Source organism: Mycobacterium gordonae (assembly GCF_017086405.1).
Lineage (GTDB): Bacteria > Actinomycetota > Actinomycetes > Mycobacteriales > Mycobacteriaceae > Mycobacterium > Mycobacterium gordonae_D.
On sequence record NZ_CP070973.1, the window covers coordinates 499,369 to 514,467 of the forward strand.

The 15,099-nt window shown below is 67.8% G+C and carries 13 protein-coding genes and 2 pseudogenes; 8 read left to right on the forward strand and 7 right to left on the reverse strand.

The window, feature by feature from the left end; all coding sequences use genetic code 11:
• Window positions 1-9: 9 nt before the first annotated feature.
• A pseudogene (locus tag JX552_RS02290) lies at window positions 10-285 on the forward strand (DUF1275 family protein); the annotation flags it as partial.
• Window positions 286-315: 30 nt separating this feature from the next.
• On the opposite strand, the gene JX552_RS02295 reads toward JX552_RS02290, so the two are convergent.
• The 5 genes and pseudogenes from JX552_RS02295 to JX552_RS02315 form a co-directional block, all read right to left on the reverse strand.
• Complete coding sequence (locus JX552_RS02295) at window positions 316-1,365, reverse strand: phosphodiester glycosidase family protein (protein ID WP_205878167.1); 1,050 nt, start codon at window positions 1,363-1,365, stop codon at window positions 316-318.
• A 142-nt stretch (window positions 1,366-1,507) separates the two neighbouring features.
• A complete protein-coding gene (locus JX552_RS02300; RefSeq protein WP_205875903.1) occupies window positions 1,508-2,968 on the reverse strand; it encodes a YhgE/Pip domain-containing protein in 1,461 nt (486 codons plus the stop codon).
• 37 nt (window positions 2,969-3,005) lie between these two features.
• Window positions 3,006-3,731: a pirin family protein gene (locus JX552_RS02305; RefSeq protein ID WP_205875904.1), complete on the reverse strand. Its 726-nt coding sequence runs from the start codon at window positions 3,729-3,731 to the stop codon at window positions 3,006-3,008.
• Window positions 3,732-3,893: 162 nt separating this feature from the next.
• Window positions 3,894-5,297 carry an alpha/beta hydrolase domain-containing protein gene (locus JX552_RS02310; protein WP_205875905.1) on the reverse strand — a complete coding sequence of 468 codons (1,404 nt, stop codon included), beginning with the start codon at window positions 5,295-5,297 and terminating at the stop codon, window positions 3,894-3,896.
• A pseudogene (locus tag JX552_RS02315) lies at window positions 5,294-6,402 on the reverse strand (sigma-70 family RNA polymerase sigma factor). The gene JX552_RS02310 and the pseudogene JX552_RS02315 overlap by 4 nt, the downstream one beginning before the upstream one ends.
• On the opposite strand from JX552_RS02315, the gene JX552_RS02320 reads away from it, so the two are divergent.
• From JX552_RS02320 to JX552_RS02335, 4 genes are read left to right on the forward strand one after another with little or no spacing between them, the layout of a single operon-like run.
• A complete protein-coding gene (locus JX552_RS02320) occupies window positions 6,350-7,189 on the forward strand; it encodes an alpha/beta hydrolase (RefSeq protein WP_205875907.1) in 840 nt (279 codons plus the stop codon). The pseudogene JX552_RS02315 and the gene JX552_RS02320 sit on opposite strands and share 53 nt — an antisense overlap.
• 43 nt (window positions 7,190-7,232) lie before the next feature.
• Window positions 7,233-7,982, forward strand: a complete 750-nt coding sequence (locus JX552_RS02325; protein WP_205875908.1) for a DUF2786 domain-containing protein — start codon at window positions 7,233-7,235, stop codon at window positions 7,980-7,982.
• Entirely contained in the window at window positions 7,979-8,473 is a 495-nt protein-coding gene (locus JX552_RS02330; RefSeq protein ID WP_205875909.1) for a TIGR04338 family metallohydrolase, read from the forward strand. Before JX552_RS02325 ends, JX552_RS02330 begins: the two co-directional genes overlap by 4 nt.
• Window positions 8,470-10,572, forward strand: coding sequence for a beta-glucosidase (locus JX552_RS02335; protein ID WP_241010855.1), 2,103 nt, complete (start codon window positions 8,470-8,472; stop codon window positions 10,570-10,572). The genes JX552_RS02330 and JX552_RS02335 overlap by 4 nt, the downstream gene beginning before the upstream one ends.
• Window positions 10,573-10,615: 43 nt before the next feature.
• On the opposite strand, the gene mymT is transcribed toward JX552_RS02335, so the two are convergent.
• Window positions 10,616-10,774 (reverse strand): copper-binding metallothionein MymT, encoded by a 159-nt coding sequence (mymT, locus tag JX552_RS31680; RefSeq protein WP_241010856.1) that lies wholly within the window; start codon window positions 10,772-10,774, stop codon window positions 10,616-10,618.
• A 108-nt stretch (window positions 10,775-10,882) separates the two neighbouring features.
• On the opposite strand from mymT, the gene JX552_RS02340 reads away from it, so the two are divergent.
• A complete protein-coding gene (locus JX552_RS02340) occupies window positions 10,883-11,539 on the forward strand; it encodes an O-methyltransferase (protein WP_205875910.1) in 657 nt (218 codons plus the stop codon).
• A gap of 18 nt (window positions 11,540-11,557) precedes the next feature.
• On the opposite strand, the gene ilvD is transcribed toward JX552_RS02340, so the two are convergent.
• Window positions 11,558-13,264 carry a dihydroxy-acid dehydratase gene (gene ilvD, locus JX552_RS02345; protein ID WP_205875911.1) on the reverse strand — a complete coding sequence of 569 codons (1,707 nt, stop codon included), beginning with the start codon at window positions 13,262-13,264 and terminating at the stop codon, window positions 11,558-11,560.
• 95 nt (window positions 13,265-13,359) lie between these two features.
• Here ilvD and ricR point away from each other — a divergent pair, with 95 nt between their 5' ends.
• Together ricR and JX552_RS02355 are read left to right on the forward strand one after the other, a co-directional pair.
• Complete coding sequence (gene ricR, locus JX552_RS02350; RefSeq protein WP_205875912.1) at window positions 13,360-13,650, forward strand: copper-sensing transcriptional repressor RicR; 291 nt, start codon at window positions 13,360-13,362, stop codon at window positions 13,648-13,650.
• A 118-nt stretch (window positions 13,651-13,768) separates the two neighbouring features.
• Entirely contained in the window at window positions 13,769-15,016 is a 1,248-nt protein-coding gene (locus tag JX552_RS02355) for an MFS transporter (RefSeq protein ID WP_205875913.1), read from the forward strand.
• Window positions 15,017-15,099: the final 83 nt, after the last annotated feature.

Genomic DNA, 15,099 nt, shown 5'->3' on the forward strand with positions numbered 1-15,099 from the left:
CCACCCCCCATGGCCGTCATCTCTCCGGTTTCCGACCGGTCGACCGGCACGGTATTGCTGCTGCTGACGTTCGCGAACGGTTTGGCCGACACGATCGCCGTCCTGGTCCTCGGACATGTGTTCGTCGCCAATATGACGGGCAACGTCATCTTCCTCAGCTTCTGGTTCGCGCCACGATCCACCGTCGACCTCACCGCCGTCCTGGTCGCCTTTCCGACCTTCGTCGCCGGCATCATTCTCGGCGGCAGGTTGATGCGTCACCTCGGCCTACGGGCCCGACAGTGGTGCTGATCTTCCGGTTCGGGCCAACCCCGGCTAGTTGAAGGCGAGCCAGCTCGGCAGCGCCCGCTCATGGGAGTCGCACAGCACCTGCCTGGTATCGCACGATCCCTTGGGCGCTCCGGCTCCGGCCCACATGCCCCCGGTGTCGCGGCGCAGCACGATCGCCGACGAGCCGCCGCCGTCGAGCAAGATCGCGGTGTCGCTGCCCAAGCCGCGGAAAAGGTCCTGAATGTTGTCCGGGGTGTAACTGCCACCCTCGAAGATGTACATTTCATCCTTCTGTTTCGAGTAGGCCAGGGCGGTTCGCGCCGCGCTGGGACCGCCGTCGTGCAGCTGGCCGGTGTCGCCCGGGGACAGCAGCCCGATGCCGGCCACCGCGACGAACTTCGCATTCTTGTTCAGCAGGTCGGCGATCACCGGCGTGGCTAGGTCGTAGTCCTCTCGACCCTTGGGCCGTAACACATATGGCGCGCCGCCCACCGGCAGGATCATCGTCGTCAGCGACGTCCAGGATTCGTTGCCACCGGACAGCCCCTGCTTACCCGGGTAGGCGACGGTGCCGGTGACCGCCTGGTTGGCGCGGCCCTGGCCATGGGTGTTGTCCACGAAAGCGCCCAGCGGCGAACTGCACCCGGTGTCCCGCCAGGAACCGCCCTTCTGGCCGCGGACGTCGAAGAAGTTGGCGTTGATCGCGATCGTCGGCTGGCCCATGCGCTGCCACGCCTGCAGCGGCGGGTAGATCTCGGATGCCTGCCACAGTCCTTCGGCGGTGCGGGCGCCGGCATTGTTCTCGCAGCGGGCCTGGTCGCCCTGGTGGGTGTCCACCAACAGGTGCGGCTGCAGTCGGCTGGCGGCCTGCTTGATGATCATCAGGTGGCCGCCGTTGTTCATCTCGTACCAGTGCCCAGCACCGTCGAGCAGAGGCATCGAGTGTCCGCCGCCGAAGTTGTAGACGAGGTAAGAACCCCGGGTGCCCGCGATGGCCTGCTCCAGCAACTCACGCGCGTCGGCGGCCCGAGCGGCGGGCGCGCCGGTGGTGCCCGCCAACGTCAGACATAGAGCCAGGGCGGCACAGCTCGCCATGAGTCGGCGCAAGACGGCAGCTGGCGTCGGCACGGCAAGCCCTTTCGGCCAATGTCCGGGGAAGAGGTTCTCCCAGGATTAGCCACATCCGTCCGACTGTCAACTTTAGTAACAGGCCGATGACGGCCCGGCCGCGTTCGAATTACGTTTTGCCGCTTGAAGTTTCAGAGACTGGCTGGGCCGGCCCGGCGTCGGTCGGCGGCTCGGCGTTGGTCGCCGGCTCGGCGTCGGCGTCGGCGTCGGGGATCTCGGTCGCTTCACCGGCGGGTTCCCGCGCCATCTCGCGTTGGTGATGTGCCTGGTGCTCGGCGGCGATGGCATGCTCGATCGCACCGGGGACCCGGTGGAAACCTTTGCGGTCGTACAGCCGGGTGATGATGCCGCCCACCAACAATCCGATCACCAGACCGATGGCGGTCATCGTCAACGCCTGGCGCAGTCCGGCGTCCGCGTGTCCATTGAGATAGAGCAGCGACCGGACTCCGAGGAATACCTGGTGCATGGGCTCGAATTCGGCCAGCCAGCGGAAGAACGGCGGCACCGCCTCCAGCGGCACCGTAGCACCGGCCGACGGCAACCCGAGGATGACGAAGACGAGCATGCTGAACAGCAGGCCCATCGAACCCAGCACCGCGATCAGCGAACTCGAAGTGATCCCTACCGCACTGATCGCGAACACCCCGTAGAGCCACAGTTGCCATCCCATGGTGATGGGCATTCCGAGCCCGTGCGCGATCGCCATATAGACACCGGAGGTCGCCAGCGCCAGGATCACCATCAGACCCCACTTGACCAAGAGTGTGCGGAACCGAGAGATGTTGACCTGCTCGGCGAAGCGATAGACCGGGCCGAATTCGGCGGGCACATAACCCAGCATCGAGTCGACCAGGGTGCTCACCACGATGCTGCCGGTGAATCCGGCGAGCAACAGTAGTAGCGCATAGTAGAAGGCCGACAACCCATTTCCGGTGCCGTTGGGCAGCGGGTTGTACACGGTCGACTTGATGTCGATCGGGCTGGTGAGCGACAGCACCGAGGCGCCGGCCAACGGGGCACCGCCGGTCTGCGCCGCCACATCAGCCGAAAGTCTTTCGCCCACTTTGCTGTTCGCCACCGACGCGGCCTGGTTCAGCGTTTGGCCGGCGATGCTGGAGCCCAGTGTGCCTGCCCGCGGGTTGGTGGAGATGGTGATGGTGGGCCGTTCCGCGCGGTTGGCGGTGAGCGCACTCTCCCCGAGGTCGCGGAGCTTCGACGAGAAGCCCGGCGGTATCACCATTTCGCCGTAGACCTGCGCCCGGTCCAGCAGTTGCTTGGCTTCGGCCGCAGAGACCACCCGGACGTCGAACTTCTCCTTGTCCAGGCCGGCCACCACGCCGTCGCTGATCTGCTTGCCGTAGGGCCCGGCATCCTGGTTGACCACGGCGATCGGAAAATGCCGCAGGTTGGTGGTCGGATTCAAGATTCCGCCCAGGTACAGTGCGGACAGCGCCGACATCAGGGCGAGGGTGATCAGGATCGGCGCCGCCCAGAACCGCACCTTGCGAAGTTGCCTGGTGTTCCGGTTCGGTTTGGGCGCCGCGTGCTTGGCATGTTTCTGAGACATGAGGCTCCTGTCTGTCGAGCCCACTCTAATCCGTCGGTCAGCCGCCCAGCTTCGCGTGCATCTCCCAGACCAGCACTTCGGCAGGCTGTTGGGCGGTGAGCCGTCTGCCGTCCCCGCCGGTGAGCCGGGCCGCGTCTCCTTCGCCCAGCTCACCTTCCTCCTCGACGGCGAGGCGGCCACGCGCCGCGAATACGTGCAGGTAGGGCGCGGGCGGGAGGTCGACGGAGTCCCCGGCGCGTAGTCGTGCGACATGCAGCGCCGCGGCGCGGTTGTGCAGAGTCAGGGCGGCGTCACGGCCCGGAATGCCCGACGCGACAGTGACCAAGCCGACGTTGTCCAGGCGATTGCCGATCTCGACCTGCTGATAGCTAGGTGTGATGGCCGTCTCGTCGGGAATCACCCACATCTGCACGAAATGCACTGGCTGGGTGGGCGAGTCGTTCTTCTCCGAATGCAGGATTCCGCTGCCCGCTGACATGCGTTGGGCCAGACCGGGGTAGATGGTCCCGTTGTTTCCGGCGGAATCCTGATGGGTCAGTTCACCTTCCAGCACCCAGGTGAGGATCTCCATGTCCCGGTGTGGGTGGGTGTCGAAACCCGTTCGTGGCGAGACGATGTCGTCGTTGTTCACCAGCAGCAGGCCGAAATGTGTGTTGTCCGGCTGATAATGGTCTCCGAAGGAGAAGGAGTGCCGGGACTGCAACCAGGGTGTCGTCGTGACGCCGCGATCGGCCGCCGGCCGGAAATCCACGCTGGCAGGCATGCTCCCACCCTAACGGCTGCCACGGACTCATGGTGAGCACCCGTTGGGCATGCACGGCACGCCGTCAAGCCGCCAGCCATCCCGGCCGAGCAGCGGCAACACGACCAATTCGGCTGCTTGACCACCGATTTCGACGACACAGCGCCATCTGCGCAGGTAGTTCTAGACGAGCGGGTAGGTCGCAGCGGCCAGCTGAAGGATCTCCTCGCGGTCGGCCGTGAGAATGAACCCGGATGAGATCGCCGTGTCCAGTGCCGCGGTGAACCTGCGCAGGTAATCGTCTGCGCCGTCCGGGTACAGGCGCCGCAGGGTCGACTCGTCGAAGGGCTCGCCGGAGCCGAAGATCGACGACATGCGGCTGTCTTCGGCGGCGATGCCGGAGGTGCGGGCGACCGGGACGTCCACCCACGGGGTGCGTAAACCGCCCTCGGCGATGCCGTGGGCATCCAGCACCGGCGCCGGGTGCGAGCCCGCTTCGACCTTCAGCGGAGGGCCTTTCGGAGGCGGGGTTCCGGTGCGGATCCAAGCGGTCAGCGCCGCCAGCGACGCCTGCACCACGTAGTGGTGCTGCGGGCCGAAGTTGATGAAGTGGTCGAGTTGGGTGCCCATCAGGTTGTCGGTGGGCCGGTAGGCCGCCGCGAGGTCCTCGATCGACGCCGACCCGGAATCGATGGGCGCCACCTGGATCGTGTAGTTGTCGGCGTGTGCGGCACCGGCGATCTCCCACACCCGCAGCAGGTCGTTGTCGGGTTGTCGGGCGCCGTGGTAACCCTGCCGTCCGGCGCCGAAGAGGTCGGTCTCGGTGATGATCGTCATCAGTGGGACACGCAGGTCTTGACGGAACTTGACCGCCTGGGAGCTGCTGGATTGCAGTTCGTCGAAGATCGAGCCCTCACCCAGGGGTGCGGCCGGCCCGAACCGGGAGTGCACCAGGAACCCGTCGTAGGCCCGCGCGAGCGGGTCCACCGCGTTGATGTAGCTGGTGAGAAACATCGCCGACTGCGATTCACCCACGGCGACAACGTGTTCGGGGTCCAGCTCGCCCAGGATCCCACCGGTATCGCGGACCAGGTTGCCGACTTGCGAGAACATGTCGTAGGAGAACGCGTCACCGGGATGGTTGAGGGGGCCGTAGCGCTTGGGGTGCTGACTCTTCAGCGACATGTCCAGACCGAGCAGGCTCACGCCACCGTCCACGCCGACTTTCTGAGCCGACACCATGACGTAGGCATAGCCCGCCCGGATCACCTCGCGATGGGCCATCATCCACACGGCCGGGGCGTCGATGCCGCCGCTGACATTGAGCCACTCGACGAGCACCGCGCCGTTGAAATCAGCCGGGTCGCTGGGCGTCAGCGCCACCACCCGCGTGGTGTACTCGGCCCTGTGCGAGTCGGTTACGCGCCACTGGCCGTCCGGGCCCAGCGGCTGCTCCGGGGTGTACGACTTGGCCGTACCCGCGATGAAGAACTCCCGCGCGCCGTAGCCGACACCGGCGATGTCGAAGGCGCCCAACAGAATCGACGGCCGGCCGGGCACCGGCGTGACGGCGGGCAGGGCGGTCACAAGGACTCCGGCAGGCCGAATTTGGCGAACAGCGAACCGTCGAGGAACGCGACGACATGTGAGACGCCGTGCGGCCGCACGTCGAGTACGTGCAACTGGAAGGGCACGTGCCGGTCACCGGCACGCATGTACATGGCCGCGCCGGGCTGGCCGTTGGCCATGATCGGCACCATTCGCATGTCGCCGGGATGCTCGGCCGGGCACTGCGTGTGGATCAACGCGATGATGTCCGGCGCGCCCTGGTACCAGCCGGTATAGGGCGGCATCTCCCAAATCGCCTCTGCGGTGAACAGATCCACCAAACGGTCGATGTCGTAGGTCTCGAACGCGGCTATATAGCGGGCCAGCAGATCCTGCGTCTCGGCGGAGTCCGGCGCGGCCAGCCGGTCGTCGGCGCTGGGCGCCACGGTTTCCAGCTGGGCCCGGGCGCGCTGCAGCAGGCTGTTGACGGCGACGGTGGTGGTGCCGATCGCCTCGGCGACCTCGGCGGCCTTCCACTGCAACACATCGCGCAGCAGCAACACCGCCCGCTGGCGCGGCGACAGGTGCTGCAGCGCGGCGATGAACGCCAACCGCACCGACTCCTTGGACTCGGCGATCACCGCCGGGTCGGCGGGATCCTGCGCGTCGGGCAGCGGCTCCAGCCAGGGGACTTCGGCGCGCTCGACGAGTTCGGCCGTCGGATCCGAGCGGGCATTGCCCAGGCCGGTCGGCAACGGCCGCCGCCCACGGCCTTCCAGAGCAGTGAGACAGGTGTTGGTGGCGATCCGGTGCAGCCAGGTGCGGACCGAGGACTTGCCCTCGAAACGGTCGTACGATTTCCACGCCCGCAGCAGCGTCTCCTGCACCAGGTCTTCCGCGTCGTGCAGCGACCCGGTCATCCGGTAGCAGTGGGCGAGCAGTTCGCGCCGATACGGCTCGGCGTGGGCGGAAAAATCTCCGCCGGCGTTGGAGGCGGAATTCTCGGTGAGCACACTCACCCGTTCGAGACTACGCAGACGGTGTGACAACACGCCGCAAGGAGTGGCCATGCAGGACGTAAGCTGCCGTTGATGACTACCACCCGCACTGAACGAACCTTCGACGGCGTTGGTGGCGTCCCCATCGTCTACGACGTGTGGACCCCGGACGTCCCGCCCCGCGCGGTGGTCATTCTCGCCCACGGTTTCGGCGAGCACGCCCGCCGCTACGACCACGTGACGCAGCGGCTGGGCCAGGCCGGTCTTGTCACCTACGCGCTGGATCACCGGGGGCACGGGCGCTCGGGTGGCAAGCGGGTGATGGTGCGCGACGTCTCGGAATTCACCGGGGACTTCGACACCCTGGTGGGTCTCGCGACCCGGGAGCACCCCGGCCTGACCCGCGTCGTGCTCGGACACAGCATGGGCGGCGCCATCGTGTTCGCCTACGGGGTGGAGCGTCCGGACAACTACGACCTGATGGTGCTCTCCGCGCCGGCCGTCGCCGCGCAGGACATGGTGCCGCGGGTGGTGGCGCTGGCCGCGAAGGTACTGGGCGTCGTGACGCCGGGCCTGCCGGTGGAAGCGCTGGATTTCAACGCGATATCGCGTGACCCCGAGGTGGTCAACGCCTACAACACCGACCCGTTGGTGTACCACGGCAAGGTGCCGGCCGGGCTGGGCCGGGCGCTGCTGCAGGTCGGCGAGACGATGCCGCAGCGCGCGCCGGCAATGACGGCCCCGCTGCTGGTGGTGCACGGCACCGGTGACTCGCTGGTGCCGATCGAGGGCAGCCGCCGGCTGGTGGATTGTGTGGGTTCGGCCGATGTCGAACTCAAGGAGTACGCCGGGCTCTTTCACGAAGTGTTCAACGAGCCCGAGCAGAAGCAGGTCCTCGACGACGTCGTCTCCTGGCTCAATTTGCGGCTGTGAATTGCCGACCGCGATTGTTATGGCGCTGCGCTAGTTTGGCCGCATGACCGACGACAAGATGCTGTCGCGAATCGCGGCACTGCTGCGTCAGGCCGAAGGCACCGACAATCCGCATGAGGCCGAGGCCTTCATGACCGCCGCGCAGCGGTTGGCCACGGCGTCCTCCATCGATCTGGCGGTGGCGCGCTCGCACTCTGCCAACCGCTCGGCGGCACAGGCCCCCACGCAGCGCACCATCACCATCGGAGCAGCGGGTACCCGTGGGCTACGCACTTATGTGCAGCTTTTCGTGCTGATCGGGGCGGCCAACGACGTGCGCTGCGACATCGCGTCGAACTCGACGTTCGTGTACGCCTACGGGTTCGCCGAGGACATCGACGCGACGCACGCCCTATACGCCAGCCTGGTGGTGCAGATGGTCCGGGCCTCCGACGCCTACCTCGCCACGGGTGAGCACCGGCCGACGCCCACCATCACCGCCCGCCTCAATTTCCAGCTCGCGTTCGGGGCGCGGGTCGGTCAGCGCCTCGCCGAAGCCCGTGAACAGGCCCGGCAAGAGGTGACCAACGACCGTCGCCGCGCCCCCGGGACTGCTATCGCCCTGCGAGACAAGGAAGTCGAGCTGCGCGACCACTATCGCGAGGCTTCGAAGGCGCGCGGCACCTGGCGGGCCAACCGGGCTTCCGCCGGGTACTCCTCCGCGGCGCGACGCGCGGGTGACCGGGCCGGCCGGCGGGCACGGCTGGGAAGCAGTCCCGAGTTGCCCGGAGCACGGACCGCGCTGGGCCGTTGACCCGCGATTCTCAGCGCGCCAAGGTCTACGCCGCTGAGGAATTCGTGCGGATCATGTTCGACCGTGCCGCCGAGCGCGGCTCACCCGGCGTCGACTTCTTCGGCACCCAGCTGACGTTGCCTCCGGAGGGACGGTTCGCTTCGATGGCCTCGGTGCAGCGCTACGTCGACGACGTGCTGGCGCTGCCGGCGGTGCGCCGCGAGTGGCCAGACGTGCCGGCGCTGCGGGTGCGGTCGCGGCGCGCCGCCGCGGCGGCGCACTACGAGAACCGGGACGGGTTGGGCACCATCGCCGTGCCTGACCGCGCCACCGCGGACTGGGCGATGCGTGAACTGGTCATACTGCATGAGGTGGCGCATCACCTGTGCCGGGTGCCGCCGCCACACGGACCCGACTTCGTGTCGACGATGTGCACGCTGACGGCGCTGGTGATGGGGCCCGAGGTCGGACATGTGCTCCGTGTCGTGTACGCGAAAGAGGGTGTGTGGTGACGGTTCTGAGCCCTGACCCGGACGCGCGGGCGCGCGAGGTCGAGGCCGCGCTGACCGACGACGAGCGATTCGCGCTGCTGGTCGGGGTGATGGGTGTCGGAGACATGTGGCCGGTGCGCGACGAGCGGATCCCGCTGGACGTCCCGATGAGCGCGGCCTACGTGCCGGGGGTGGCGCGACTGGGAGTCCCGGCGCTGCGGATGAGCGACGCCGGACTCGGGGTGACCAACCCCGGTTTCCGGCCGGGCGATACCGCGACGGCGCTGCCGGCGGGGCTGGCACTGGCAGCCGGGTTCAATCCGCAGCTGGCCCGGGCCGCCGGCTCGGTGATCGGCGCGGAGGCACGTAGCCGCGGGTTCAACGTGCAGCTGGCGGGCGCGATGAATCTGGCCCGCGATCCGCGCAACGGCCGCAACTTCGAATACTTCTCCGAAGACCCGCTGCTGAGCGCCACCATGGCTGCCGAACAGGTGATCGGAATTCAGCAGCACGGTGTCATCTGCACCACCAAGCATTTCTCGCTGAACTGCAACGAAACCAACCGCCATTGGCTGGACGCCGTCATCGACCCCGACGCGCACCGCGAGTCCGACCTGCTGGCCTTCGAGCTTGCGATCGAACGTGGCCGGCCCGGCGCGGTGATGGCCGCCTACAACAAAGTCAACGGCGACTACGCCGCCGCCAATGCCGTTCTGCTCAACGACGTGCTCAAAGGCGCGTGGGGATTTCCCGGCTGGGTGATGTCGGACTGGGGCGGCACGCCGAGCTGGGAGTGCGCGCTGGCCGGCCTGGACCAGGAATGCGGCGCCCAGATCGACGCCCTGCTGTGGCAGTCCGAGACCTTCGGCGACCCCTTGCGGGCCGCCTACGCCGACGGCCGCCTTCCCAGGCAGCGATTGTCGGACATGGTCCGGCGGATCCTGCGGTCGATGTTCGCCGTCGGGATCGACCAGTGGGGGCCGGCGCCGGAGCCGGACCTGAACGCGCACAACGACATTGCCCTCGAGATTGCCAGGCAGGGAATCGTGCTGCTGCAGAACGGCGGCGCGCTGCCCCTGCCGACCGGGCGGGGCGGGCGCATCGCGGTCATCGGCGGGTACGCGCACCGCGGCGTCCCGGCCGGCTTCGGCTCGAGCACCGTGGTCCCCCCGGGCGGCTATGCCGACGTGATCCCGATCGGCGGCTCAGGTCTGGAAGCGGGGATGCGCAATCTGTACCTACAGCCGTCGAGCCCGCTCGAGGAGCTGCGGAAGCTGTTGCCGGAGGCGCACATCGAATTCGACCCGGGCGTCAGCCCGGCCGAGGCGGTGCCGGTGGCACGCCGGGCCGATGTCGTGATCGTCTGCGCGATCCGGGCCGAGGGCGAGGGTTTCGACGCCGCAGATCTGTCCCTGCCGTGGGGACAGGACGGGTTGATCACCGCGGTCGCCGCGGCCAACCCGAATACGGTGGTCGTGTTGCAGACCGGAAACCCGGTGGCGATGCCCTGGCGTGAGTCGGTGAACGCGATCGTGCAGGCGTGGTATCCCGGACAGCAGGGCGGCCGGGCGATCGCCGAAATCCTTACCGGACAAGTCAATCCGTCGGGCCGGCTGCCGATCAGCTTTCCGGCCGATCTCGGTCAGACGCCGCGCCCGCACCTGGGATCGCCGACGACGATCGACTATTCGGAGGGTGCCGACGTCGGGTACCGCTGGTTCGCCCGAACCGGGCAGGCTCCGTTGTTCGCGTTCGGACACGGCCTGTCATACACCAGCTTCGAGTACCGCGACCTCAAGGTGAGCGGTGGCGAGACCGTGCGGGTGGCGGTGACCGTCGTCAATACCGGTGACCGCCGTGGAAGTGATGTTCCGCAGGTGTATCTCGCCGGCGCGCCGGGTGAGGCGCGGCTGCGGCTGTTGGGATTCGGGCGGGTCGACCTCGAACCCGGGCAGTCTCGCCGCGTGAGTATCGAGGCGGATCCGCGCCTGCTGGCGCGCTACGCCGACGGCGCCTGGCACGTCAGCCCGGGGCTGCACACGGTGGCCGTCGGCGCTTCGGCAGTGGCCCTGGCGCTGGCGGCCGAGGTGGAGTTGGCCGGCCGTACGTTCGGGCGCTGAACGGAGCGTCCGGACGCACGACCGGCGTGCGAGACGTATCGATCTACTGGACGGGGACCAGATCGTCTCCGCAGGTGCAGCGGTAGGGCTCGCCGCCGCCGCAGCAGCACGGGACCTCGATGCGCACGCGACAGCCACATTCGTCGTGGCCACAGGTCAGGAGGGTTCCAGCTTCGTGAGTTGCCATTCGTATCACCTTCATCTTCGTCGGCGGTTGGTGTCACGGCTAGTCTATACCCATTGGGGGTATGGGTAAATAGTCGGGTCGGGTGTTTCCCGGCGCCGGTCGGGTCACGAGTTAGCGTTGGTTATGCCCGCAGAAGCCAACCCGCAAGCCGTCGACGCCTTCTTGGACAGCACACTGATCGGCCCCGATCCGGCTTTGTCCGCGGCAGTCGCAGCCAGTGACGCGGCCGGCTTGCCGAGGATCGCCGTGTCGGCGCAGCAGGGCAAGTTCCTGTGCCTGCTCGCCGCGGCCATGCAAGCGCGTCGCATCCTCGAACTCGGCACGCTGGGCGGCTACAGCACCATCTGGCTCGCGCGCGGGGCTGGTCCGCAGGGGCGGGTGGTGACGCTGGAGTTCGACCCGCGCCGCGCCGAACTCGCCCGGGCGAACCTGGACCGGGCCGGAGTGGGGGACCGCGTCGAGGTGGTGGTGGGCGCCGCACTGGACACCTTGCCGACCGTGACCGGAGGCCCGTTCGATCTCGTTTTCATCGACGCCGACAAAGAGAACAACGCCGCCTACCTGGAGTGGGCCATCCGGCTGGGCCGTCCCGGCACGGCCATCGTGGTGGACAACGTCATCCGCGGCGGCAAGGTGCTGACCGAGGCCGACGATGTGCGAGTCGCCGCCACCCGCGGGACGCTGCAGCTCATGGGCGAGCACCCACGACTGGACACCGCGGTGCTGCAAACGGTCTGCGGCAAAGGGTGGGACGGGTTCGCGATGGCTCTGGTGCGCTGAGCGCGGCCCTCTGGTGCGCTAACCGCAGACAGCGCCGTTGGCGGCCGAGCCCACCAACTTGACGTACTTCGCCAGCACACCGGTCTTGTAGCGCGGCGGCGGGGGAGTGAATCCCGCTTGGCGTGCCACGAAGTCGTCCGGATCGACCAGCACGTCGAGGGTCTGGTTGGCCACGTCGAGACGGATCGTGTCGCCGTCGCGCAGGAAGGCGATCGGGCCCGCGTCGACGGCTTCCGGCGCGACATGACCCACACACAGGCCCGTCGTTCCGCCGGAGAACCGACCGTCGGTGAGTAGCAGCACGTCTTTGCCGAGCCCGGCGCCCTTGATGGCGCCGGTGATGGCGAGCATCTCGCGCATCCCGGGGCCGCCCTTGGGCCCTTCGTAGCGGATCACCACCGCGTCACCGTGGGTGATGGTGCCGTCTTCGAGCGCGTCCAGGGCCGCCCGCTCGCCGTCGAAAACCCGCGCGGTGCCTTCGAACACGTCGGAGTCGAACCCGGCGGTCTTGACCACCGCACCCTCGGGAGCCAGCGATCCGTGCAGGATGGTGATACCGCCGGTGGAATGGATCGGATTGTCCAGCGCCCGCAACACCTTGCCGTCCGGGTCCGGCGGGGCGATGTCGGCCAGGTTCTGCGCCATGGTCTTGCCGGTCACGGTCAGGCAGTCACCGTTCAGCAGCCCGGCATCCAGCAGGGCTTTCATCACCACCGGCACCCCGCCGATGTGGTCGACGTGCGACATGACGTGCCGCCCGAACGGCTTGACGTCGGCCAGGTGGGGCACCCGCTTCCCGATCCGGGTGAAGTCGTCGAGGGACAGTTCGACCTCGGCTTCGCGGGCGATAGCCAGCAGGTGCAGCACCGCGTTGGTCGAGCCGCCGAATGCCATCACCACCGCGATGGCGTTCTCGAACGCCTCCCTGGTCAGGATGTCGCGGGCGGTGATGCCCTGGCGCAGTAGTTCGATGACGGCCTGACCACTGCGGCGGGCGAACCCGTCGCGGCGCCGGTCGGTGGCCGGCGGAGCGGCGCTGCCCGGCAACGACATGCCCAGGGCTTCGGCGGCACTGGCCATGGTGTTGGCGGTGTACATACCGCCACACGCACCCTCGCCGGGGCAGATGGCCCGCTCAATGGCGTCGACATCCTCCCGAGGCATCAGGCCGCGAGCGCACGCCCCCACCGCCTCGAAGGCGTCGATGATGGTGACTTCGCGTTCACTGCCGTCGGACAGCTTGGCCACCCCCGGCAGGATCGATCCTGCGTAGAGGAACACCGCGGCCAGATCCAGGCGAGCGGCGGCCATCAACATGCCGGGCAGCGATTTGTCGCAGCCGGCCAGCAGCACCGAGCCGTCCAGCCGCTCGGCCTGCATCACGGTTTCGACGCTGTCCGCGATCACCTCGCGCGACACCAGGGAAAAATGCATCCCCTCGTGCCCCATCGAGATGCCGTCGGAGACCGAGATCGTCCCGAACTCGAGCGGATAGCCGCCGGCGGCGAACACGCCCTCCTTGACCGCCTTCGCCAACCGGTCCAGCGAGAGGTTGCACGGGGTGATCTCGTTCCAGGAGGAGGCGACCCCGATTTGCGCCTTGGCGAAATCCTCGTCCCCCATCCCTACTGCGCGGAGCATTCCGCGGGCCGCAGCCTTTTCCAGGCCGTCGGTGACGTCGCGGCTGCGGGGTTTGATGTCGGGTGCGTCAGGGGATCGGACCATGCAGCAAGTATGCGGTGCGGCGCGATCCCGCCAAAATCGTTTATCATCCAGTGGTAATACCCCGTTGGGGTATGGCATGGCGCTTGGGAGATGAGATGACGGCAGCACACGGATACGCGCAGCAGAAGGACAACTACGCCAAGCGGCTGCGTCGCATCGAGGGTCAGGTGCGCGGCATCGCGCGGATGATCGAAGAGGACAAGTACTGCATCGACGTGCTCACCCAGATCAGCGCCGTCAACAGCGCGATGCGGTCGGTGGCGCTCAATCTGCTCGACGAGCACCTCAACCATTGCGTCACCCGCGCAGTGTCCGAGGGTGGCGGGGAGGCCGACGAGAAACTGGCCGAGGCGTCGGCCGCGATCGCCCGCCTCGTCCGTTCCTGACCGGGCGTGTTGACGCGCAATGTTTGGGTAAAGCCCCGATGCGTTGCGTACGGTTGTCACGGCGCAATCGTGTCCGCAAGCCACCTCGGCTCGGTGGGCGACGCGCCACCCCAACACCATGACCGCCGAATCGGGAACCATCGCCGCAACCGCACGAACGTGGACGCCACGGATCGCGGTTCAACTTGCGGTGCTCGCGGCGGCGGCCTTCATCTATGTGACCGCCGAGCTGCTGCCGGTGGGCGCGCTCTCGGCGATCGCACGCAACCTCAACGTCAGCGTGGTGCTGGTCGGCACGTTGCTGTCCTGGTACGCGTTCGTCGCGGCCGTGACCACGGTTCCGCTGGTGCGCTGGACCGCACACTGGCCGCGGCGCCGGACGTTGTTGCTCAGCCTGGTGTGTTTGACGATCTCGCAGTTGATTTCGGCGCTGGCGCCGAGCTTCGCGGTGCTGGCCGGCGGACGGGTGCTGTGTGCCGTGACGCACGGTCTGCTGTGGTCGGTGATCGCTCCGATCGCCACCCGTCTGGTGCCGCCCAGTCACGCCGGACGCGCCACCATGTCGATCTATATCGGAACCAGCCTGGCGCTGGTCATCGGGAGCCCACTGACCGCGGCGCTGAGCCTGATGTGGGGCTGGCGGCTGGCGGCTGTGTGTGTCACCGTCGCGGCGGCCGTGGTGACGGTGGCCGCGCGGCTGGTGCTGCCCCCGATGAGGCTCAGCACCGACCAGTTGCAGTACGTGGGACGACGGTCGACGCATCACCGCAACCGGGCGCTGATCATTGTGAGCTTGATCACCATGGTCGGTGTCACCGGACATTTCGTCTCGTACACCTACATCGTGGTGATTATCCGCCAGGTCGTCGGCGTGCGGGGGCCCAATGTGGCCTGGCTGCTGGCCGCCTACGGGGTCGCCGGCGTGCTGTCGGTGGCGCTCGTGGCGCGACCGCTGGACCGCCGCCCCAAGGGCGCGATCATCGTCTGCATGGCGGGTCTGACGGCCGCGCTCGCCCTGCTGAGTGCGTTGGCCTTCGGCTGGCACCGCTCCGCGACGACGGCGCTGGTGGTCGGGACGGCGGCGATCGTGCTGTGGGGCGCGATGGCCACGGCGGTGTCGCCGATGTTGCAGTCGGCGGCGATGCGCGCCGGGGCGGACGACCCCGACGGCGCCTCGGGGCTCTACGTGACCGCGTTCCAGGTGGGGATCATGGCCGGCTCGCTGGCGGGCGGGTTGTTGTATGAGCGCAGTGTCACCATGATGCTCACCGCGTCGGCGGGTCTGATGGGAGCCGCCTTGCTGGCAATGGCAGCCATTCGTCCAATAGTCGATACACCGGATTCGGCAATTTCACAGAGCGACTAACGGCGCAGGTCAGCAGCCTGAACTGGGCTTGGTAACGGCCGCGGTGGGTGCAACGAATGGCAATTTGGGGTTGCCGCTGTGCC

Coding starts and splice junctions, on each gene's coding strand:
- JX552_RS02295 (WP_205878167.1), bottom strand. CDS start 1,365: ATGGCGAGCTGTGCCGCCCTGGCTCTATGTCTGACGTTGGCGGGCACC.
- JX552_RS02300 (WP_205875903.1), bottom strand. CDS start 2,968: ATGTCTCAGAAACATGCCAAGCACGCGGCGCCCAAACCGAACCGGAAC.
- JX552_RS02305 (WP_205875904.1), bottom strand. CDS start 3,731: ATGCCTGCCAGCGTGGATTTCCGGCCGGCGGCCGATCGCGGCGTCACG.
- JX552_RS02320 (WP_205875907.1), top strand. CDS start 6,350: ATGACTACCACCCGCACTGAACGAACCTTCGACGGCGTTGGTGGCGTC.
- JX552_RS02325 (WP_205875908.1), top strand. CDS start 7,233: ATGACCGACGACAAGATGCTGTCGCGAATCGCGGCACTGCTGCGTCAG.
- mymT (WP_241010856.1), bottom strand. CDS start 10,774: ATGAAGGTGATACGAATGGCAACTCACGAAGCTGGAACCCTCCTGACC.
- JX552_RS02340 (WP_205875910.1), top strand. CDS start 10,883: ATGCCCGCAGAAGCCAACCCGCAAGCCGTCGACGCCTTCTTGGACAGC.
- ilvD (WP_205875911.1), bottom strand. CDS start 13,264: ATGGTCCGATCCCCTGACGCACCCGACATCAAACCCCGCAGCCGCGAC.
- ricR (WP_205875912.1), top strand. CDS start 13,360: ATGACGGCAGCACACGGATACGCGCAGCAGAAGGACAACTACGCCAAG.
- JX552_RS02355 (WP_205875913.1), top strand. CDS start 13,769: ATGACCGCCGAATCGGGAACCATCGCCGCAACCGCACGAACGTGGACG.